Here is a 21818-nt window from a genome sequence, read left to right on the forward strand (position 1 = left end):
TGGATTAGTTGGCGGCGGGGGCGCTAACGGGCTCGCGCGTCTGTACGACGCGGAAGCGGTCGGCGACGAAGGCGGCATCGGCCAGGGCAGCGTTCGCGGCCGGATTGGCGCCGGTGCCGTGGTAGTCGCTGAACGCGGCCGACTGGTTGACGAAGACGCCGCCGGTCAGGTTCAGCGACAAGGCCACGCCGGCATTGGCGGCGGCATCAGCCAAGGCGTCTTTGACCTGGGGATCGGTGCTGTAGCCGGAGAGCGTCAGGGCGCCATGCCGTTGCGCGGTGCGCTCGGCCAGCGTCACGGCCATCGTGGTGTCGTCGACCGGGATAACGAAGCTGACCGGGCCGAAGAATTCTTCCGTGATGGCCGAGTTGGCTTCAACCTGCACCACCAGCGGCGTGCGAATGCATGCTTCGGCAAACTGCGGATGCTGCAGGGCGATGCTGTCCAGCAGGACCTTGCCGCGGGTGCGCGCGGCCTCGATCTTCTGGCGTACGCCATCATTCTGGATGGCGCCGAGCACTTCGACCGCCTTCGCGGCATCGCCGGTGAGCCTGGCGATGGCATCGGTAATCGCTGCCGTCACGGCTTCGAAGCTGGCATGGCCTTCCGGCGTGCGGATGCCGTCCTTGGGGATGTAGATGTTCTGGGGCGTCGTGCACATCTGGCCCGAGTACAGGCAAAGCGAGAAGGCGATATTGCGCGCCATGCCTTGCAAGTCGTCGGTGCTGTCGATGACGATCTGGTTCACGCCGGATTTCTCGGTATAGACCTTCGCCTGGAGGGCGTTGCGTTCCAGCCAGTTGCCATTTGCGCTGCTGCCGGTGAAGTCGATCAGGGCGATTTCCGGCCGCAGGGCGAGTTCACGGGCGACGGCATCATCGCGATCATGGGCGAACAGGGTAACGATGTCCGGGTCGAACCCCGCTTCGGCGAGCACTTCCCGGGCCACTTCAACGGTGATGGCCAACGGCAGGATGGCTCCGGGGTGCGGTTTCACGATCACGGCGTTGCCCGTTGCCAGGTTGGCAAACAGGCCCGGATAGCTGTTCCACGTCGGGAACGTGCAGCACCCGATCACCAGGCCGATGCCGCGCGGGACGATGCGGTAAGACTTGCGCATCTGCAGCGGGGCATGCTTGCCCTGGGGCTTTTCCCAATCGGCCGTGGCGGGGACCAGGCTCATTTGCTGCCAGGCGCAGCCGATCGCTTCCAGTGCGCGGTCCTGGGCATGCGGGCCGCCGGCCTGGAAGGCCATCATGAAAGCCTGGCCCGTGGTGTGCATGACGGCGTGGGCGATCTCGAAGCTACGGGCATTGAGGCGGGCGACGATCTCGAGGCTGACGCCGGCCCATGCCTTGGGGCCGGCGCGGCGCCAACTGGCCGCGGCCGCCGACACCGCCGGCAGCAATTGCCCGATCACGGGTTTGGGGTAGGTGATGCCGAGATTAAAGCCGTACGGGGAGGCCTCGCTACCGGCAAGGCCTGCGCTTGCGGCCTGGGCCAGTTCGAATGGCCGGTTCAACCGTGCTTCATACGCTGCTTTCCCTGTGTCTGCGGCGGTTTCGCCATAGACGCGCGGGCTGGGAGACTCGCTAAACTGGCTCCAGTAGCCGCGGCTTTGCAAGGCCTGTACGGCTTGCTCGAGGGTGGCGCGGTGCCGTTCAAAAAAGGCGATGCTCATGAAAGTCTCCAAAGAATGATGTCGGGGCGGCGAGGTCGCGCCAATCAGGTGTCCTGATCGAAGTCGAGCAATAACTTGTCGGTGACAGGAAAGCTCTGGCAGCTAAGAACGAAGCCGCGCGCGATCTCGTAGTCCTCCAGGCAGTAGTTGGCATCCATGTCGACCTTGCCCTCGATGACCTTGCAGCGGCAGGTGGCGCAGACGCCGCCCTTGCAGGAATAGCGCATGTCGATGCCATGCTTGAGGCCGGCATCCAGCAACGATTCCTTCTCTTTTTCCATCGTGAACACCGTGTGATAGCCGTCGACGATGACGGTCACCTCGCATTCCTGGTTGCCGACGACGGGGCGCGGCGCCGTTGCCTTGTGCTTGGGGGCGCTGGCGGCAAAGAGCTCCGTCTTGATGTCGGGCTTTTGCATGCCGTGGGCCTGCAGGGAATCCGAGACGGCATGCAGCATCTCTTCGGGGCCGCAGAGGAAAGCGGTGTCGATGTCTTTCAGGTCGATCCAGGAGGCGAAGAACTGGTCGCATTTCTCGCGGGTGATGCGGCCATTGAACAAGTCGACGTCTTGCTGCTCCCGGCTCATGACGTAGACCACATTCAGGCGTTCGAGGTACACATCCTTGAGGTCGGTCAGCTCTTCCTTGAACAGGACGGACGAGGAGGCGCGATTGCCGTAGACCAGCGTGAAGCGGCTTTGGGGTTCGGCGGCAAGAGTGGTCTTGATGATCGACAGCATGGGGGTGATGCCGCTGCCGGCGGCAAAAGCCAGGTAGTGCTTGCGGTTCCCGCTGTCGAGGGGCACGTTGAAGTGGCCCATCGGCGGCATCACCTGCAGGCTCTGGCCGGCCTTGAGATGTTCATTGGCCCACGTGGAGAAAACGCCGCCCGGCGTACGCTTGATGGCCACGCGCAGTTGCCGGTCCTGTACGGCGGAGCAGATCGAATAGGAGCGGCGCAGGTCTTCGCCTTCGATCTGGGAACGCAATGTCAGGTGCTGGCCCTGTTTGTACTGGAAGGTCTCCTGGAGATCGTCGGGGACGGCAAAGGAGACGACGATGGTGTCGCGGGTCTCTTGCTTAACGTTCGAGATGGTCAGTGGATAGAATTTGCTCATGGTGTCGTTGCGATCTGTTCTGATGTTCTCGGGGGGCGGCGTTCTGGGAACGGCCTCAATGCGCCTTGAAATAGTCAAATGGCTCCATGCAGTCCTTGCATTGGTAGAGCGACTTGCATGAGGTCGAACCGAACTGGCTGACGCATATCGTGTTGCTTGAGCCGCAGTGCGGGCACGCCACGTTGGGCGCCTGCAGGCGCTTGCGGCTGATGCCGCTGATATCGATGACCCGCTGGGCGGGCGGGGCGATGCCATAGCCTTTCAGTTGCTGCTTGCCGGTCTCGGTCATCCAATCCGTGCTCCACGCCGGCGATAGCTGGGTCCTGATCTCCACCTGCTGCAGGCCATGCCCATTGAGTGCGGCCACAATCTCGCTGGCGATGACACCCATGGCCGGGCAGCCGGAGTAGGTCGGGGTGATCACAATGGTGCAACGCGCCTGGCCATCGGGGCGGCCGTCTCCTTCCGTCACCTCGACGCTACGGACGATGCCGAGATCGACCACTGAAATCACGGGGATTTCAGGGTCGGAGACCTGCTCAAGCCACTGCCATATCCGGGCTTGCAGCGGCGTTGCCGATGGCTGGGCGCGGAGGTTCACCAGCTTGCTCCCGGATAGGCGCGCTGCAGGAATTGCATCTCGGCCAGCAGATAGCCCAGATGCTCGCTGTGCCTGCCCTGCTTGCCGCCGCTTTGCATCCATGCCCCGGCCGCCGGCGACTGGAGCGTCGCTTCGGCCAGGGCCTCTTCGACGTGCTGCAACCACTTTTCTTGCAGCCCGGACAGGTTGGGGGCGATGCCCTGGTCGGACATGGCGGCATCCAGCGCATCGGCGGCGAACATTTCGCCGGTGTACATCCACAGGCGGTCAATCGACTGCTGCATCATCTTGTGGCTCATGTCGGTGCCGTCCCCCAGGCGCACCACCAGGTCCGCGCTGCGGCGCACGTGGTAGGTCACTTCCTTGATGGATTTCTGGGCGATCTCGGCGATGCGGGCATCGCTGGACGAGCACAGCGCTTCCAGCATGAAGTAGTGCCAGACATCGAAGAAGAACTGGCGGACCAGGGTGTCCGCATAATTGCCATTGGGCTGCTCCACCAGCAGCAGGTTGTTGAACTGGTGTGCATCGCGCAGATAGGCAAGCTGGTCTTCAGTGCGTCCCTTGCCTTCCAGTTCCCCGGCGTAGGTGAGCCACATGCGGGCTTGCCCGATCAGGTCCAGCGCGACGTTGGTCAGGGCCATGTCCTCTTCCAGCGCCGGCCCCTTGCCGCACCATTCGGACAGGCGTTGCGAGAGGATCAGGGCGTTGTCGCCCAAACGGCGTACATAATTTGCTTTGTCCGACATGTCGGTTCTCCAGTGCGCCCGTTAAAGGTTCTTCACTTCTTCCGGCATGGGGAAGAAGGTGGGATGCCGGTAGACCTTGTTGTTGGCCGGTTCGAACAGCGGCACTTTGTCGCCCGGGCTGCTGGACACGATATCGGCCGCGCGCACCACCCAGATGCCGACGCCTTCGTTGCGGCGGGTGTAGACGTCGCGCGCATTGTTGATGGCCATTTCGCCGTCCGGCGCATGGATGCTGCCGACGTGCTTATGGGCCAGGCCGTGCTGGCTGCGGATGAAGACTTCCCAGAGGGGCCATTCGTTGCTCATGCTTTTTCCTTGTTGGCGGGCCGGTAATGCCGGCCACTGGCGTGGTTTATGGATGCGGTTGGGTCATGCGGCCTGGCGGGCGCCCTGGTGCTTGTCGGCATGTGCCTGCAGGCCGTCGCGGAACCATTCGCCATCGTCGTAGGCTTGCTTGCGGACCTGCAGCCGCTGGCGGTTGCAGGGGCCGTTGCCCCGCAGGACATTGTTGAATTCTTCCCAGTCGATGGCGCCGAAGTCGTAGCTCCCTTTGGCCTCGTTCCATTTCAGGTCGGGATCGGGAATCGTCAGCCCCAGGTACTCGGCTTGAGGCACGGTCTGGTCGACCATGCGCTGGCGCAATTCATCATTGGAGAACAGCTTGATGCGCCACTGGGCGGACTGGGCGCTGTTGACGGAGGCTGCGTCGGAGGGGCCGAACATCATCAGTGCCGGCCACCACCAGCGGTTGAGCGCGTCTTGCGCCATCTGCTTCTGTTCGGCAGTGCCGCGGCACAGTGCCATCATGATGTCGTAGCCCTGGCGCGCATGGAACGACTCTTCCTTGCACACGCGGACCATGGCGCGCGCGTACGGTCCATAGGAACAGCGGCACAGCGGGATCTGGTTGATGATGGCCGAGCCATCCACCAGCCAGCCGATGGCGCCCATGTCAGCCCACGAGAGGGTGGGGTAGTTGAAGATGCTGGAGTACTTGGCCTTGCCCGAGTGCAGGTCGTTGAGCAACTGATCGCGGGAAACGCCCAGGGTTTCGGCAGCGCTGTACAGGTACAGGCCATGGCCCGCTTCGTCCTGGATCTTGGCCAGAAGAATGGCCTTGCGCTCCAGCGTCGGGGCACGGGTGACCCAGTTGGCCTCGGGCAACTGGCCGACGATCTCGGAGTGGGCGTGCTGAGAGATCTGGCGGACGAGCGTTTTACGGTACGCCTCGGGCATCCAGTCCTTGGCTTCGATCTTGATGCCCTCATCAATGCGCTGTTGGAACGCGCGTTCTTCCGGAGCCATTTCTTCCAGGTTCTGTATCTTGGAAAGGCCTGTTTCTACGAGCTGTGCATACATGGTTTCATCTCCATGAAAGTGGTTCTCTCTGGTGCAGGGGCGAACAAGATCCTGGCCGCCGGCCCGTTCCAGATGGATGTTGCTGATGGATTACGTTTTCTGCGCTAAGCCTGTTTGGCCGTTATCAATGGTTCAACGGATGGCGCCGCCAGCACCGGCCGGTTCTTTTCGATCTTTTCCAACGGCTGGACCTCCTGCATGCTGGCCAGGCATCGCTTGGTCAGATCCTGGTAGGTGTGCGTACCTTCCTGCTTCCAGGCGATCTCCTGGTCGCTCAGTTCGCGTACCGTTTTTGCCGGCACGCCGGCCACCAGGGTGCGCGGCGCAATCTTCATTCCCGCGCGGACAAATGCACTGGCGGCAACGATGGCCTGTTCTCCGACTTCGGCGTCGTCCATCACGACGGCATTCATGCCGACCAAGGCATCGCGGCGGACGATGCAGCTATGCAATACCGCGCCGTGGCCGATATGGCCGTTTTCTTCAATGATCGTGTCGTGCGCCGGGAAGCCGTGGATCACACAAGTGTCCTGAACGTTGGAACCCTGGTGCATGACGATGCGGCCGAAGTCCCCGCGCAAGCAGGCTGCCGGCCCGATGTAGCAACCAGGCCCGACGATGACATCGCCGATCAGCACGGCGGTCGGATGTACGTAGGCGCTTGGGTCGACTACGGGGATCACGCCTTCTATCGAATAACACGGCACTTTTGTCTCCTTGATTGCGATGCTGCCCGACTGCTGAGTGGCTTGCTTTTGGCGGTCAGGCTGATGTTTTTTGGCATCCGGGGATGCTGAAAAAATTATTTGCCTGAAGCCGCGTTTTAGGGAATAATAAATTCGACCGACCGGTTGGTCAATAATGTTTTGAGATTTTTTTTTGTGTGTTGTGCAGCCGGTCATCGTGGAGCAGCCGTCAACAGATGGCAGCGACGGTCACTTCAACATTTCAGCAAACAGCGACAACCGGGATGCCGGGCTGGGTAGCGGTTAGAGAACGCTGCACGCACGGTGATGTCGCGGAAAGGCCATGATTTGCGGCACAATCATGTGTTTCGGAAATGTTGAAAGGAAGAAGCCTATGCCACGCAAGCGTGCAGCAGGATTTGACAACCAGCGCGAACAGATCATTGAGCAGGCCGCGGCCTTGTTCGCGCGCAACGGTTTCGTCGGAACCTCGATGAATGAAGTGGCGCTGGCCTGCGGGTTGTCGAAGGCAGCCTTGTATCACTACGTATCGGACAAGTACGAACTGCTGATGTACATCTGCGAAGGGCACATCGAGAGGCTGTGTGCGCTTGTGGATGAGGTCGGCAAGCAGGATCTGGAGCCGGAACCCCGTTTGCGCCTGATGGTTGAGCGCTTCGTCGAGGAGTATGCGGATGCCCAGAACGCGCACCGCGTGCTCACCGAAGACGTGCGCTTCCTTGAGCCAAAAGATCAGAAGCGGATTCTGGCCGGCGAACGAAAAGTAGTCGAAGCGATGGCGCAGGCGATGGTCGGCGTGCGGCCGGAGTTGGCGGCAAGCAAGATGGCCAAGCCCATCACCATGCTGTTGTTCGGAATGATCAACTGGATGTTCATGTGGTTGAAGCCCGATGGGGAGCTGACACATGAGCGCATGGCGGTAGTCGTGTCCGATCTCCTGTTCGGCGGGATAGGCGCCGTTGGACTGGGCGACGAAGTAAGGAAAAAGAAATGACGTGATCTCCTGGTAGGTTGCGTCATTTCAGTAGTGTGGGAGGGGGCCCGAAGCCAACTCGCAGAATGACAAAACCAAACTAGGAGACCACTCATGAAATTCGCACGCAATCTGGCTGCATTGATGTTGGCCGGCTACGCAATCGCAGCACATGCCGACATCAACGTCGGCGTTACCTTGTCTACCACCGGCCCGGCAGCCTCGCTGGGGATCCCGGAAAAGAACACCATTGCGCTGCTGCCAACCAGCATTGCCGGGCAGAAGGTCAATTACATCGTCCTGGACGATGCATCCGACACTACCCAGGCGGTCAAGAACACGCGTCGCTTCATCAGTGAAAACAATGTGGACCTGATCATGGGCTCCACCGTCACGCCCAATTCCCTGTCGATGATCGAAGTGGCCGCCGAGGCCAAGACGCCGATGATTTCGCTGGCGGCGTCGTCGCGCATCGTCGAACCGATGGACGACAAGAAGAAATGGGTCTTCAAGACGCCGCAGAACGACATCATGATGTCGCTCGCCATTGTCCAGGACATGGTGGCCCGCGGTTATAAGCGGGTCGGTTTCATCGGCTACTCCAACGCTTATGGCGAGGGCTGGTTCAACGAGTTCTCCAAAGCTGCCGCCCTGAAGAAGGTGGAAATCGTCGCCAACGAGCGCTTCGCTCCGACGGACACGTCGGCCACGGCGCAAGCGCTGAAGCTGATGTCGGCCAAGCCGGATGCAATCCTGATCGCCAGTTCGGGTACGCCATCGGTGGTTCCGCAGCGGGCGCTGAAGGAGCGCGGCTATCAGGGACAAATCTATCAGACGCACGGCGTAGCCAATGCCGATTTCCTGCGTGTGGGCGGCAAGCTGCTCGACGGCACATTGCTGCCGGCCGGCCCGGTCCTGGTGGCAGCGCAATTGCCGGCCACCAACCCCATCCGCAAGGTTGCCCTGGATTATGTCGCCAAGTATGAAGCCGCGCATGGCAAGGATTCCGTGTCCTTGTTCGGTGGCTATGCCTGGGACGCCGGTCTGCTGCTGCAAGCAGCCGTACCGGTGGCGCTGAAATCGGCTAAGCCGGGTACCCCTGAGTTCCGCGCTGCCCTGCGCGATGCACTGGAAGGCGCCAAGAACGTCAACGGCGTCCACGGTGTGTACAACATGTCGCCAACCGACCATTTGGGCCTGGACCAGCGCGCGGCCGTGATGGTGAAGATCGTCAACGGCGCCTGGAAGTACCAGCCCTAACCGTCCCTCGTAGTCACGGCGCCGGCATTGCATTGGCGCCGTCTCTCCTTCTTGCCGCCCACAGGATATTGCTATGACAGCACAACCGACCCTCTTGCAAAGTTACATCGCCGGCCGCTGGGTCGGACAAACTGCCGCCCAATCCCTGCATAGCGCCGTGAACGGTCGGGAAGTGGCATCCACCCACCAGGAAAGCATCGACTTCGGCGAAGCGCTGGAGCATGCCCGCCGTCATGGCCTGCCGGCGCTGCTGGCGCTGGACTTCCAGCGGCGTGCGGCGATCCTGAAGGCGCTGGCCAAATATCTGGTCGAGTACAAGGAAGCGCTGTATGCGGTCTCCGCGCATACGGGCGCCACCCGTGCCGACAGCTGGATCGATATCGAAGGCGGAAGCGGCACGCTCTTCGCATACGCCAGCGTTGGCGGCAATGAGTTCCCATCCTCCAACCTGGTGCATGAAGGTCCCGCCATGCCGTTGGGCAAGCAAGGCCGTTTTGCGGGTACCCACATCCTCGTTCCGCGCGGCGGCGTGGCGGTGCATATCAATGCGTTCAATTTCCCGGTATGGGGCATGCTCGAGAAATTCGCGCCGACCTTCCTGGCCGGCATGCCCTGTATCGTCAAGCCTGCAACTGCCACCAGCTACCTGGCGGAAGCTGCCATGCGCCTGATTGAGCGTTCCGGATTGCTGCCCGCGGGCAGCCTGCAATTGGTGATCGGCGGCACTGGAGATTTGCTGGACCGGTTGCAGCCGCAGGATGTGGTGACTTTCACCGGTTCGGCGGATACCGCTGCCAAATTGCGCGTGCATCCGAATCTGGTGCGTAACTCGATCCCTTTCAATGCCGAGGCCGATTCCCTCAACTGCGCCATTCTCGGCCCGGACGTGACCCCGGACGATGAGGAGTTCGATCTCTTCGTCAAGGAAGTCGCTCGCGAGATGACGACCAAGGCCGGCCAGAAATGTACGGCAATCCGCCGCGCCATCGTGCCCCGACGCCACATCGACGCCGTGGCCGAACGCCTGCGTGCGCGCCTGGCCAAGACGGTGGTGGGAGATCCGGCACTGGAGCAGGTGCGCATGGGGCCGCTGGCTTCCAAGGCCCAGCAGCATGATGTGGCGGAACGGCTCGCGCTGTTGAAGCAGGGAGCGGAACAGGTCTTCGGTGCCGCCGATGGTTTCAATCCCCAGGGTGACGGGGTAAGCGATGGCGCGTTCTTCGCTCCCACACTCCTGCTGTGCCGCGATGGCGCCGCCAACAGCGCCGTGCATGATGTCGAAGCTTTCGGTCCCGTCAGTACGCTGATTGCCTACGATGGACTCGATGAGGCATTGGACCTGGCCGCACGCGGCCGCGGCAGCCTGGTAGGGAGCCTGGTCACGCATGATCCGGCGGTGGCTGCCCGCGCGATTCCCGTGGCTGCGGCATGGCATGGGCGCTTGCTGGTGCTGGACCGTGAGGCAGCGGTCGAATCGACCGGCCACGGTTCTCCGCTGCCGCAGCTCAAGCACGGCGGGCCGGGCCGCGCCGGCGGGGGAGAAGAACTGGGCGGGTCGCGCGCGGTGAAGCATTACCTGCAGCGCGCCGCCGTGCAAGGTTCGCCGACCATGCTGGCTGCGGTGGTGGGCGAACATGTGCGCGGTGCGGCCGTGCGCGATACGGGCGTGCATCCCTTCCGCCATCACTTCGAAGATCTGCAGATCGGCGATTCGCTCACGACCCATCGCCGCACCGTCACCGAAGCCGACATCGTCAACTTCGGTTGCCTGTCCGGAGACCATTTCTATATGCACTTCGACGAGATAGCGGCCAGGGAGTCGCCATTCGGCAAGCGCATTGCGCACGGCTATTTCGTGCTGTCCGCGGCCGCCGGCCTGTTCGTTTCGCCGGCGCCGGGGCCGGTGCTGGCCAACTACGGCCTGGACACGCTGCGCTTCATCAAGCCGGTAGGGATTGGCGACACCATCCAGGCCCGCCTGACCTGCAAGCGCAAGATCGATCGCAACAAGACGGATGCAAAGGGCGTCGGCCAAGGCGTGGTTGCCTGGGACGTGGAAGTCACCAATCAAGGCGGCGAGCTGGTGGCCTCCTACGACATCCTGACGCTGGTTGCAAAGAAACCGGGCTGAACCGGGCGGTCCACCGCGCCACCAATAAAAAGCCGCGGCAGCACCGGGAGATGAGACCGGGGCGCACGCAAGGCATCAGGCGTAACCAGGCCGGGACGGGCACCGAAGAAGCGGTGCACGCCTTGGCGGCAACAATCTAGGGAGGAAGAAGTGGATGCAAGCATATTTGCGGTGCTGATCCAGGACGGCATCACGACGGGCGCGATTTACGCCCTGCTGTCGCTGGCATTGGTACTGGTGTTTTCGGTGACGAGAGTCATTTTCCTGCCGCAAGGCGAATTCGTGGCATTCGGCGCCCTGACGCTGGCGGCCATGCAAAACGGCCAGGCGCCGCGTACCGCATTGCTGCTGGTGGCGCTCGGGGTGGCAACCCTGGCGGCAGAAGTGCTTGGCAGCCTGCGCGTAGCCGAGCGGCGTGTGCGCCTGCCGCGCCGGCTGCCGGCGCTGGCAGGGAAATACCTGGTATTCCCGGTGGCGCTTTATTGGCTGACGCTGCAGCTGGCCCTGCAAGACTTGCCGATGCTGCTCCAGATTGCCCTGGCGCTGGCCATCGTCGTGCCGATGGGGCCGATGATCTATCGCATCGCCTACCAGCCGTTGGCGCATGCGAGCATTCTGGTGCTGCTGATCGTTTCGCTCGGAGTGCACCTGGCGATGGTGGGGCTGGGGCTGCTGATGTTCGGGCCTGAAGGTTCCAACACCAAACCGTTCACCGACTTGCAACTGACCTTCGGACAAAGCATGGTCTCTGGCCAGAGCCTGATCGTGATTGCCACCGTGCTGACCCTGATCGCCGCGATCTGGTGCTACTTTGAACGCACTCTCTCGGGGAAGGCCTTGCGCGCTACCGCGGTCAACCGTCTGGGGGCGCGTTTGGTCGGTGTGGGCATCAACCAGGCAGGCAAGCTGTCTTTCACCATGGCCGCCGGTATCGGCGCGCTGTGCGGCATCCTCATCGCACCGTTCACCATCGTCAACTACGAGTCGGGCTTCCTGATCGCGCTCAAGGGCTTCGTGGCTGCCATCTTCGGTGGCCTCGCGAGCTATCCGATCGCCGCCGCCGGCGCCCTTTCGGTAGGGCTGGTGGAGAGCTTTTCCTCGTTCTGGGCGAGCTCTTTCAAGGAGTTGATCGTGTTTACCGTGATCATCCCGGTCTTGCTATGGCGCTCGCTGACCAGCCACCACGTCGATGAAGAAGCATGAAGGAAGCGCCATGACCAACACACTCACATTGCGGACTCTCTTGCCGGTGCTGTTTTTCGCCCTGGTCCTGGCGTTGCCGGGCCTTGGCGTGCCGCCGTTCTGGATCACCTTGCTTTCATACGTGGGCCTTTACGCCATCGTCGCGCTGGGCCTGGTGCTGTTGACCGGTGTTGCGGGCCTGACCTCTTTCGGCCAGGCTGCCTTCGTCGGCATCGGCGCCTATACCACTGCCTACCTCACTACGCACTATGCGCTTTCGCCCTGGCTCGGCCTGCTGGCCGGGATTGCCATCACCGGCGTCTGCGCCTTGCTGATCGGGGCGGTGACCATGCGCATTTCCGGCCATTACCTGCCGTTGTCGACGATTGCCTGGGGGCTGTCCTTGTATTACCTGTTCGGCAACCTCGAGAGCTTGGGGAAATACGACGGGATCGGCGGTATTCCTTCTATCAGCATGGCCGGATTCGAGTTTGGCAACGGTACGTCGATGTATGTACTGATCTGGGTCGTCGCCATACTGGCGCTGGTCTCGGTGCAGAACTTCCTCAATTCGCGGGCCGGCCGTGCCGTGCGGGCACTGAAGTTTGGCACGGTGATGCCCGAGGCCATGGGCGTCGACACCGCGCGCATGAAGATCGTGATCTTCGTTTATGCCGCCATCCTGGCCGGTATTTCAGGCTGGCTGTATGCGCATCTGCAGCATGCGGTCAATCCCACGCCTTTCGGCCTGAAGTACGGTATCGACTATCTGCTGATGGTGGTGGTCGGCGGTGCGGCCCACGTATGGGGCGCACTGCTGGGCGCCGGGCTGATCACGATGCTCGGCAATTTCCTGCAGGAGTGGCTGCCGGGCTTGCTGGGCAGCGAGGGCAATTTTGAGGCCGTGGTCTTCGGCATTGCCCTGGTGATCTTCCTGCAATATGCCAACGAAGGCCTGTGGCCCCATATCCAGGCGCGATTCGCCGGGCGCAGCAAGGTGCGGGTACCTGCAGATGCGCCGCCATTGGAGCAGCTGCCGAAGCCTGCCACCGGTGAAACGATTCTTGAGGTCGAAGCGGCCCGCAAGCAATTCGGCGGCCTGGTGGCGGTCAATGACGTGTCCTTCAGTGTGAAGGCGGGCGAGATCGTCGGATTGATCGGTCCCAACGGCGCCGGCAAATCGACCACGTTCAACCTGGTGACGGGTGTGCTGTCCATTACCAGCGGCAAGGTGAACTACCGCGGCCGTTCCATCGCGGGCCTGTCATCGCGCCAAATCGCCAGCCGCGGTATTGCCCGTACCTTCCAGCATGTGCGCCTGGTGCCGGGGATGAGCGTGCTGGAAAACGCCGCGATGGGCGCTTACCGACGCGGCGACTTCGCCCCTCAAGGCGGCATCCTGGCCGGGCTGCTGCGGTTGAACCGTGGGGAAGAGGGCAAGATCATGGCGGAGGCCAAGCGCCAGCTGGAACGCGTTGGCCTGGGGGACATGCTGGATCGCCCCGCCGGCAGCCTGGCCCTGGGCCAGCAACGTATCCTGGAAATTGCCCGCGCCCTGTGCTGCGACCCGGCACTGCTGTTGCTCGATGAGCCGGCCGCCGGGCTGCGCCTGAAGGAGAAGGAAGCCTTGTCGGAACTGCTCGCCAAGCTGCGCGGCGAGGGGATGGCGGTGCTGTTGGTGGAGCACGACATGGACTTTGTGATGCGGTTGACTGACCACATCGTGGTCATGGAATTCGGCACCAAGATCGCCGAAGGCACGCCAGCCCAGATTCAGGTACATCCGGCAGTGCTGGAAGCTTATCTCGGAGGAGTTTGATGATGAATGCCGAAACCATGATCGCCCGCAGCGAGGTGGCTGCCACCGCGCAGGCGCCGGTATTGCTGGAAGTCAGCGGGCTCCAGGCCCGTTATGGGAAGGTCGAGGCCCTGCACGGCGCGGCCTTGACCGTGCGCGCCGGGCAGATCGTGACCGTGATTGGGCCCAATGGCGCAGGCAAGTCCACGCTGCTCAATGCCATCATGGGCGCCTTGCCGGTCAACGCGGCTGCCAATGGCCGTGTAGCGTGGCTTGGACATGATGTGGCCAGCCTGGATGTGGAGGAGCGGGTGGCCCGGGGCTTGTCGCTGGTCCCGGAAAAGCGGGAGCTGTTTGCCACCATGACGGTGGAAGACAACCTGCAGCTTGGCGCCTATAAGCGCCGCCGCAATGGCGAAGCCAACTACATGGATCAGATCGATACCGTCTACGACCTGTTTCCCCGGCTGCTGGAGCGGCGTAAGCAAGCGGCCGGAACGCTCTCGGGAGGCGAGCGGCAAATGCTGGCCGTGGGCCGTGCCTTGATGGCCAAACCGCAGTTGCTCATGCTGGATGAACCAAGCCTGGGGCTGGCGCCGCTGATTACAAAGGAAATTCTCGGGATTATCGCCAAACTGCGCGAGACCGGCGTGGCTACCTTGCTGGTTGAGCAGAATGCACGTGCGGCCTTGCAGGTGGCGGACTACGGCTACGTGCTGGAGATGGGTGAGCTGGTGAAGGAAGGGGCGGCAGATGCCCTGGCGGCCGATCCCAAGATCGTCGAAAGCTATTTGGGCCTGGCCAAGCGCTAGGTATTGCCTGCGGCAACGAAATCCAGGAAGAGCAAAAGAATAAGGACGGAGACAATGGACCTGCGCTGGTGTTCTATTCGCACGCGCCTGGCTGGCGCGTTTGCCTTGTTATTCATTCTGCTGGCGGTACTTGCGGCGATAGTCGGGTTCAACGATATCGCACGCCAGGATGAACTGGCCCGCCAATTGGCGTCGCTGGGGCAAGGTATCGGCCGGCAAGAGTTGCAGGCCATCGCAAAAATTGTGGCGGAAGCGGAGGCGGCCAGAACGATGCTGCTGCAATATGCCGCGGGCGGCGCCGTGCTGGTGGCGGCCCTGGCTGGTGCAGTTGCGTGGCTGGTCGGGCGCAGCATCACCCATCCGCTTGAGGCGGCGTTATCGCTGGCGCGGCGGGTGGCGACCGGCGACCTTTCCTCGGACATTGCGGCCAAAGGGAAGGATGAAATATCGGACCTGCTGCGCGCTCTGCAAGCCATGAATGGCAACCTGAAGAAAATCGTCGGGGATGTGCGGGTGGGGACCCAGGTCATCGCGGAAGCATCCGACCAGATTGCCGACGGCAACAGTGCGCTGTCTTCGCGGACGGAGAGCCAGGCCAGTTCCTTGCAGCAGACCGCATCATCGATGGAACAGCTGACTTCCATGGTGTCGCAGAACGCCGGCCACGCGGAGCAGGCCAACCAGGTGGTTGCGGTGGCTTCCGGCTCGGCGGTGCGCGGCGGCAAGGTGGTAGAGCAAGTGCGCGACATCATGGGAGCGATCAACGATAGCTCGACCCGCATCGTCGACATCATCAGCGTGATCGACGGTATCGCATTTCAGACTAACATCCTGGCCCTGAATGCCTCCGTCGAGGCCGCGCGCGCGGGAGAGCAAGGCCGCGGGTTTGCGGTGGTCGCCTCGGAAGTGCGCTCGCTTGCCCAACGCTCCGCCGTAGCGGCGCGCGAGATAAAGGTCTTGATCGACGAGTCGGTGCAGAAGGTGAAAAGCGGCAATCTTCTCGCGGGCCAGGCGGAAGGTGCGATGCATGACATCGTGCGGTCGGTGGCCCAGGTAGAGGGCATCATTGCGGAAATATCGCAGGCCGGGCGCGAACAGAGCCACGGCATTACCGAGATCAATCATGCGGTGGCGCAGATGGACAAGATGACGCAGCAGAATGCCCTGCTTGTCGAGAACGCAGCTTCCTCCGCATTGAAGATGCAGCAGTTGGCCACATCGCTGGCGCAGTCGGTGGCAGCGTTCCGCCTGGAAAATAGTTCAGACGCAGCCATTGCAATGGTGAAGCGAGCCGTGCGCCATGTGCAGGCTAACGGCACTGAGGCCGCCCTGGCTGATTTCAGCCTTCCGGCTCCCGAATTCCGGCAACGCGACCTTTACATCAATGCGATCGACCTGAATGGGAACACCCTGGCCCATGGCGACAATAAAAAGCTGATCGGCCGCAACCTGATCGATATGAAGGATGCCGATGGCAAGCCCTTCATCCGGCACTTTGTGGAAACGGCCAAGAGTGCAGGGCAGGGATGGGTGGATTACCGGTGGCAGAACCCGGTAACCGGCCTGCTGGAAGAAAAGCGCACCTACATCGAATTGGTCGACGGCCTTGTTTTGGGGTGCGGCGTTTATAAATAAAAAGATGCCATCGGGATGGGAGCGGTACCGTTCGGAACTCCATCCCGTCTGGGACAGCCAGCAAGGGAATGGCGGGATAGAGGTGGCCCCGCTATTGCCGGCATCCTGGTGACGCATAAACATGGCGCTCGGCGATGCCATGATCCAGTTCATCCAGCAAGATATCGATCAATTCCGGCCTGCCATGCTGGCAATACAGCATCGTCTCAACCAAGGCGGCATCCTTGCGAATCCGCTCCAAGATTTCGCCGCTGCTCATGCGGGCGCTTCGTGCAATCTTGCCGATGAGGTTGGTGTGCCAGTCCGGGTCAAGGGAGTTGATCTCCAAGTTTGCCGCGATGCCCATATCGTGCCTCTCTTCGTTGGAGATAAGCTCGATTCCATTGAAGAATTCCAGAATGTCCGACGCATAGGACATCCTCAGAAAGACGCTGATCAGCATGCGCCAGTTGACCGTCTTGAACCCCAGGTTGCGCAATGCAGGAAGGCAACTGTGAATGCGATCGAGGATTCTGGCGATGAATGCGGAAGCTTTGAAGGCGTCCACATCCAGGAACGTGCCAACAACGGTGAAGGCGCCGGATCTCAGCAATCCATTGGAGACCGATGCATGAGACCAGGAAATGGTGGGGGTTGAGCAAGCGCTGAGGAAGGCGATAGGCGGGATTCGCGCCCTTCCGAACAATTGCCAGGTGTCGATCTTGTCATCTCCAATCTGCAGCCATCCCGAGTCCCGGTGTCCCCCATGTTGGCCGTGGCAGTCGAAAACAACAATCAGGCCATCAAAGCCATTGAGTGCCGCGACCAATTCGTCTTTATTGGCAACATCGGCATAGATGATCTCCATGGTGTCGGAAACCCTGAATGTTTCTATCGCCGTCTGCAATGCATTTCTGATGGGGTCGTTTTGCTTGAACGAGCGGATGACCAGCACCTTGTGCAGGGCAGCAGCGGGGATGGCGACGGAGTCCCCAACAGCTGCGTACTGCATCAGCATGTTTCCCGTCGTGATGGGGATGCGCGATACCTCATGGCTGATCATGAGCGGCAGGTCGTTGAAGACGATCCACTCCAACGGGACATCGCTGCAGATGGTGATGCGCGAACTGGTGGTGATCGTATCCTGGAACTGTATAGCAGCCCGGGTCAGATTCTCGGACAGAGAACGGAAGCGCTCCTGGAGCATTGGAGCCGCTTTGCGGTCGGTGCGCCGGCGAAATCGCTCTATGTCGTCCAGGAGTCCGCGATGCAAGTTGACTTCATGCGGCAGCCGGAGCGGGACATAATTGCCGCTCGAGCACAGCAGGGCAATGGATGCCACGGTGGCAAATTGCTCTCTTTGGCGCGTATGCATGATGAATCCGGTCACCTGCTCCGAGGCCTTGTCCGGCGCGGAGCCATTCCAGAGAATCTTGAATCCGGCATACCCACGGTTTCGTATGAAGCCATCCTTGATGATGCTGCGGAAGTCCTGGGACTTTACCAATTTCAGAATCCCATTCCAGTAAGGGGAGCTGACGTCGTACAGATGGGCCGCGATCGCGGGAGAAAACATCACCAGTTGGGGGATCGCTTCGTCTTCATATGCAACGCGTTTGGTGACGGTCAGAATATCGTTAACGGCGTCGAAATAATTTTGATCGTTCAGCGGGCTGATTGCTTTGCTGTCAGAGAACGTAAATCCCAGCGACAGAAGCTTGAATTCGTTTGCCCTGACCGTGCCGTTGATCCGGCTTTTTAATTCCAGCGGTACGTTGTAACTGGAGCGAAGAAGCGGGAGCTGGTCGGCCGGAATCGGGGCGGTCTCCTTCAGTATCTCCAGAAGCTCTGCGTCCAGGAATGTCGGGTCCAGGCTGTTGCGCTCGCGCAGATTGACAATCCCTTCGCCGCTTTTGGTCGACAAGATGATCAGCGGCGATTTGACTTTGCTCCTGATCTTGAGCGCTTTGGCGATATGTTTCTGTGGAACGGCGATGACATGGATTGCCGGTTCATCAAAGAGCTCGAGCGAGACATTCTGAGCGCCCATCGCCCATACCGACTTGGTGGCGCCCAGGCGGCGATATTCCACGAGCTGGGTATGGTTAAGGAAGAGTTCCCTGGCATCGTTTGGGAGTATCGAGACGATCTCGACCAAAGACAAAAATTCGGGAGTGGCGACATCGTGATTGAAGCCCTGGAAGGGTGTTACCTTCTGGAGGCTTCCAGGTACCAGCAGCGTGTAGATTATTTTTCTCATTTCAGGGATCGAGCTTACTTGAAGCCAAGCGCTCACGGATTTCATCCATCAACCTTGTTCAACCTTTGGGGACCGCGGCGTGCCCCATTCCTTGTGTGCGCAGGAAAAGATTGTCGATAATCCGTTGCTCTGTACGTTCATCAATCATTTGCATCAAATCTCAATAAAAATTTATGGAGCTACCAGTTGAACATCCCCAAAGGGATATTCAAAGGATGCGTTGGGTCACTCTCCGAGATTCGGAGGAAAAATGGGAGTGACGATAATTGAGCCGTCACGAGCCGGTTGGCGGAGTTAGTCATCTGGACTATCTGGACTAAGTGAAAGGCGCAAAAACATTTTTTATCCTGAGAAAAAATGAGATTCAACCTTGGCGGAGCGGCGGACTTATTCGATGCTGAAAAATGTCGGCCGACGCTGGTGGCTGCCTCCGTAATCGCATTGACGCCAAGATTTTCGACTCCCTGGCGACGACGTATCCGACCCATCGCGGATGGGATATGGAGCTTGGAAGAACCGATTTTTAGGATCAGATGATCGTTCGCGGAAAAGAAAAAGTACAGTGGGATATGCATGCAAATATCGCATGCTAAGCCTGCCAAATTATCATTTGAAGCGAAGAGGTTCGCTTCCCATAATCAGCTGGCATCGTGCTCTGACGTCACCGCGTCTGACGATCAATTATTCCAATCTCAGATGATTCTTGGGAGGATCATTTTCTGATGATTGTTCGATTTCAGAAACGTTCATCTGATACGTCACGATGACTCGCATAAAGCTTTTCATCTAGCTTTTCATCTAAATTTTCAGACCAGTCCACAAATGTTCCGATTGAAGATTAAAGATCACTTGTCTAGTCCTTCTGTTCAGCTTGGCGCGGGCGTTGGATTTTTGATGTACGTAAGCTATGCGATTAGTTACCAGGCCTTCGCCAGCCTGGAGCTGATCTGCCTGAGCATTTTTATCGGCATCTTCATTCCTTATTATTCAAAATTCTGTAATCGCCTGGAAGAGAAGGTGAATCTCCATACTGCAAAAATCAGTTATGGCCGTTTGGCCAGATTTCTTCCTCAGCTTTTATTTAACGTCATTGTTTTCGAATTCCTTACCCAGTCAGATGTTATCCCGGTTGGAAATATACAATCGCTTGGCGGAATTTTCGGCGTCGCACTTCTGACAACGCTTGCATCCCAGGGGATGCAATACCTTGCGTTGGCCTTATCCAATCGCGAGATCGGAGAGAAAACGCGCAATGTCGTCATCGCATTGTCCATCAATATTGCCGTTACGGCTGTCGCCACCCTTGGATTTCCTGCGGCGAAGCTTATCTTTCTGGTGTCGGGAATTATCTTTGGCGCGGTCTTTTTCGTTATAGGTTTTCTTTCTGACGCACGGGCCATATGGTTTGCGCGTGGCGGGGTGGGGATATTCTTCGGGACGTTCAATCCGATTCACCGGACCCATCTGGAGTTGATGCGCAAAGCCATCGACCAACGGTCTCTGCAGAAGATCTACATTCATTGCACCAATATTCCAAGGCTCCATTCGAAGGCGTTGGATTCGGGGGAAATCAAGATCGCCCGATTCGAGCATGGCATGCGCGTCTACGAAACGACATCGCGTGCGGATGTCCACGCAAACTATTTTCCGACCGGACGCAAATTCTACGAGTACGAGACGCGCCTGGAGATGATGCGTCTTGCCATCGCAGAGGCGGGACTGGCGGAGAAGGTAGAGGTACTGGATATGCCGGACCTCTATGAGAAAGGCGGATTCTATTCGATCTTGTCCGAGATCAAGCGGAAGCATCCGGGTGTTCCTGTCCACGGAATCCACGGCAGCGATCTTGGAGGGATGTGGGTCCGGAGCATTTATGACGAGTCGGGATGGGTATATCCATTTCCGGTCGTTCGCAAAGACGGCGTATCGGCCACGGCCATCAGGAATGGTGCGGCCGATATGACGACGCATTCGGTTCAGAAGATGATCAGCGTGTTGCGGGATTCAAAGCAACTCTCTACACATACCCTCTCATAATCTTATTTCTTGCCATGACTGTACATCAGCTTTGTCCATCGACAGACGAGACAGAAAAACTGACGATCAAGATCGTCGAGGATGAGACCGAACGCCTTAAGGCCATGCTCGTGCGGGCAATCGTCTACATGCATGAGCAGAAATGTCCGTTTCATGAAGAGTTTGACCTGAACGATCATACCGCTACCCAGATCATCGGTCTTGCCGGTGATGGCGAGCCTGTCCTGACTGCGCGGATTCGCTACTTCAACGGTTTTGCCAAAATCGAACGTCTGTCCATCCGCAGTGAATATCGCGGAAGGGGGTATGGCCACCGTCTCCTGAGTTTCGCTCTGCAACTGTGCCGCCAAAAAGGCTTCTCGCAGTTCTATCTCCATGCCCAGCTCAGGTATGAGAACTTCTATAGCGAATACGGATTCAAGCCCGTGGGCGGCAATTTCGGCTTTTCGGATTACGAGTACGCGGAAATGGTGCTGGTCGATGCCGAGCCACATGCCCAACCGTCAAAGCAAATCGGCATTGCTCCGATGACCTTGAACCGCCCGGAAAATTCTCCGTTTTCCTTGGGGCCGTTGGAGCACCGGCCATCCGTGGAAAGATCTACTTTGCACGCGAATTGAATAGCGTCGCAAATTGCCCCGACTTCAACTACTTGTTTAAGGATTTTTTATGAAAGCTCTTGTTGTTATCGATATCCAGAAAGAATACACAACGCCAGGGCGTCGCTTTCATATCCAGAATATTGATCGTTCGCTCGAGAATGCCCGGGCCATGCTGAACCTTGCCCGTGAAAGCGGTTGGCCTATTGTTCATGTAAAACATTTGCAGGAAGGGGAAGTATTCAACCCCACGTCGGAAATGTCAGGATTCGTTGATGGGTTTTCTCCGCAGGAGGGAGAGACGTTGGCAGTGAAGAGCAATATTTCTTCGTTCTCTTCTCCTGCCTTCGCCCAGTTTGCGGCAGCACACGCAAAGAACGAATTTGTCATTGTTGGATATGGCACCACGATGTGCTGCCTGGCGACCATTGTGGATGGCTATAGCCGCGGCTATAAATTCTCGATCGTCGGGGACGCATGCGCGGCAAGGGCAACGGCGGAATTCTCGGAGCAATCCATGCATGAACATGCACTCAAGATTCTTGAGCCCTTCTCAAAGGTAACCACGCTTGAAGCAGAAGAGACCTATTTCACCCCGGTGGAATGACGAACGTCTCACATCTGGTATCTGGTCTATTGAGTGGAAAAATTATGACAATGAATGCCGCTGGGTCATTTGTAAAAAAGAGTGCGCCGATTCCAGGGAAAATTTCCTTGCGCCATGTGGCAGGGCCTGATGACGGGCTCCCCGTGCTGATCGCCACCATGCATGGCAAGGAAATGGTACTTGGCCCTTTATTGGCGGACCTGGGATTCAAGGTTCTCCTGCCTGTTGGTTACGATACGGATGCACTGGGAACATTTTCCGGGGACATCCGCCGCAAAGGAACCGCCATTGAAGACGTTTGGGAGAACGCAAGACCGGCTTGCCATGTGA

The 21818-nt window shown here is 59.4% G+C and carries 18 protein-coding genes and 1 pseudogene; 11 read left to right on the plus strand and 8 right to left on the minus strand.

What is annotated here, in order from left to right; translation table 11 throughout:
* Positions 1-4: 4 nt before the first annotated feature.
* From paaN to AKL28_RS10200, 7 genes are all read right to left on the minus strand, one after another.
* Positions 5-1681 (minus strand): phenylacetic acid degradation protein PaaN, encoded by a 1677-nt coding sequence (gene paaN, locus AKL28_RS10170; protein ID WP_050468008.1) that lies wholly within the window; start codon positions 1679-1681, stop codon positions 5-7.
* Positions 1682-1725: 44 nt separating this feature from the next.
* On the minus strand, positions 1726-2799 hold the full coding sequence (gene paaE, locus AKL28_RS10175) for a 1,2-phenylacetyl-CoA epoxidase subunit PaaE (RefSeq protein WP_050468009.1): 1074 nt from the start codon (positions 2797-2799) through the stop codon (positions 1726-1728).
* A 55-nt stretch (positions 2800-2854) separates the two neighbouring features.
* Positions 2855-3400, minus strand: a complete 546-nt coding sequence (gene paaD, locus AKL28_RS10180; protein WP_050468010.1) for a 1,2-phenylacetyl-CoA epoxidase subunit PaaD — start codon at positions 3398-3400, stop codon at positions 2855-2857.
* Positions 3397-4149 (minus strand): 1,2-phenylacetyl-CoA epoxidase subunit PaaC, encoded by a 753-nt coding sequence (gene paaC, locus AKL28_RS10185; RefSeq protein ID WP_050468011.1) that lies wholly within the window; start codon positions 4147-4149, stop codon positions 3397-3399. The genes paaD and paaC overlap by 4 nt, the downstream gene beginning before the upstream one ends.
* A 21-nt stretch (positions 4150-4170) precedes the next feature.
* The gene (paaB, locus tag AKL28_RS10190; RefSeq protein WP_050468012.1) at positions 4171-4455 is read right to left on the minus strand and encodes a 1,2-phenylacetyl-CoA epoxidase subunit PaaB; all 285 of its coding nucleotides are present in this window, start codon (positions 4453-4455) and stop codon (positions 4171-4173) included.
* 63 nt (positions 4456-4518) lie between these two features.
* Positions 4519-5508 carry a 1,2-phenylacetyl-CoA epoxidase subunit PaaA gene (paaA, locus tag AKL28_RS10195; protein ID WP_050468013.1) on the minus strand — a complete coding sequence of 330 codons (990 nt, stop codon included), beginning with the start codon at positions 5506-5508 and terminating at the stop codon, positions 4519-4521.
* Positions 5509-5612: 104 nt separating this feature from the next.
* Complete coding sequence (locus AKL28_RS10200; protein WP_050468014.1) at positions 5613-6215, minus strand: phenylacetic acid degradation protein PaaY; 603 nt, start codon at positions 6213-6215, stop codon at positions 5613-5615.
* Between the two features lie 373 nt (positions 6216-6588).
* Here AKL28_RS10200 and AKL28_RS10205 point away from each other — a divergent pair, with 373 nt between their 5' ends.
* From AKL28_RS10205 to AKL28_RS10235, 7 genes are all read left to right on the plus strand, one after another.
* Positions 6589-7209 (plus strand): TetR/AcrR family transcriptional regulator, encoded by a 621-nt coding sequence (locus AKL28_RS10205; RefSeq protein WP_050468015.1) that lies wholly within the window; start codon positions 6589-6591, stop codon positions 7207-7209.
* A gap of 93 nt (positions 7210-7302) precedes the next feature.
* The gene (locus AKL28_RS10210) at positions 7303-8448 is read left to right on the plus strand and encodes an ABC transporter substrate-binding protein (protein WP_050468017.1); all 1146 of its coding nucleotides are present in this window, start codon (positions 7303-7305) and stop codon (positions 8446-8448) included.
* A 73-nt stretch (positions 8449-8521) separates the two neighbouring features.
* Positions 8522-10579, plus strand: a complete 2058-nt coding sequence (gene paaZ, locus AKL28_RS10215; protein ID WP_050468018.1) for a phenylacetic acid degradation bifunctional protein PaaZ — start codon at positions 8522-8524, stop codon at positions 10577-10579.
* Positions 10580-10729: 150 nt separating this feature from the next.
* Positions 10730-11782 carry a branched-chain amino acid ABC transporter permease gene (locus AKL28_RS10220; protein ID WP_050468019.1) on the plus strand — a complete coding sequence of 351 codons (1053 nt, stop codon included), beginning with the start codon at positions 10730-10732 and terminating at the stop codon, positions 11780-11782.
* Between the two features lie 10 nt (positions 11783-11792).
* Complete coding sequence (locus AKL28_RS10225) at positions 11793-13580, plus strand: branched-chain amino acid ABC transporter ATP-binding protein/permease (protein WP_082221440.1); 1788 nt, start codon at positions 11793-11795, stop codon at positions 13578-13580.
* On the plus strand, positions 13580-14371 hold the full coding sequence (locus tag AKL28_RS10230) for an ABC transporter ATP-binding protein (protein WP_174525330.1): 792 nt from the start codon (positions 13580-13582) through the stop codon (positions 14369-14371). The genes AKL28_RS10225 and AKL28_RS10230 overlap by 1 nt, the downstream gene beginning before the upstream one ends.
* A 54-nt stretch (positions 14372-14425) precedes the next feature.
* A complete protein-coding gene (locus tag AKL28_RS10235) occupies positions 14426-16006 on the plus strand; it encodes a methyl-accepting chemotaxis protein (protein ID WP_050468022.1) in 1581 nt (526 codons plus the stop codon).
* A gap of 91 nt (positions 16007-16097) precedes the next feature.
* Here the strand turns inward: AKL28_RS10235 and AKL28_RS10240 are convergent, their stop codons facing one another.
* Positions 16098-18290 carry a hypothetical protein gene (locus tag AKL28_RS10240; RefSeq protein WP_050468023.1) on the minus strand — a complete coding sequence of 731 codons (2193 nt, stop codon included), beginning with the start codon at positions 18288-18290 and terminating at the stop codon, positions 16098-16100.
* Positions 18291-19067: 777 nt separating this feature from the next.
* Here AKL28_RS10240 and AKL28_RS10250 point away from each other — a divergent pair.
* From AKL28_RS10250 to AKL28_RS10265, 4 genes and pseudogenes are all read left to right on the plus strand, one after another.
* Positions 19068-20282: a hypothetical protein gene (locus tag AKL28_RS10250; protein WP_231602389.1), complete on the plus strand. Its 1215-nt coding sequence runs from the start codon at positions 19068-19070 to the stop codon at positions 20280-20282.
* 14 nt (positions 20283-20296) lie between these two features.
* Entirely contained in the window at positions 20297-20902 is a 606-nt protein-coding gene (locus AKL28_RS23875) for a GNAT family N-acetyltransferase (RefSeq protein ID WP_082221438.1), read from the plus strand.
* Between the two features lie 49 nt (positions 20903-20951).
* On the plus strand, positions 20952-21488 hold the full coding sequence (locus AKL28_RS10260) for an isochorismatase family protein (RefSeq protein WP_050468026.1): 537 nt from the start codon (positions 20952-20954) through the stop codon (positions 21486-21488).
* 44 nt (positions 21489-21532) lie between these two features.
* Positions 21533-21818 (plus strand): annotated as a pseudogene (locus tag AKL28_RS10265) (hypothetical protein); the annotation flags it as partial.

Origin of the sequence: Herbaspirillum chlorophenolicum (assembly GCF_001189955.1) — a bacterium.
GTDB lineage: Bacteria > Pseudomonadota > Gammaproteobacteria > Burkholderiales > Burkholderiaceae_D > Herbaspirillum > Herbaspirillum chlorophenolicum.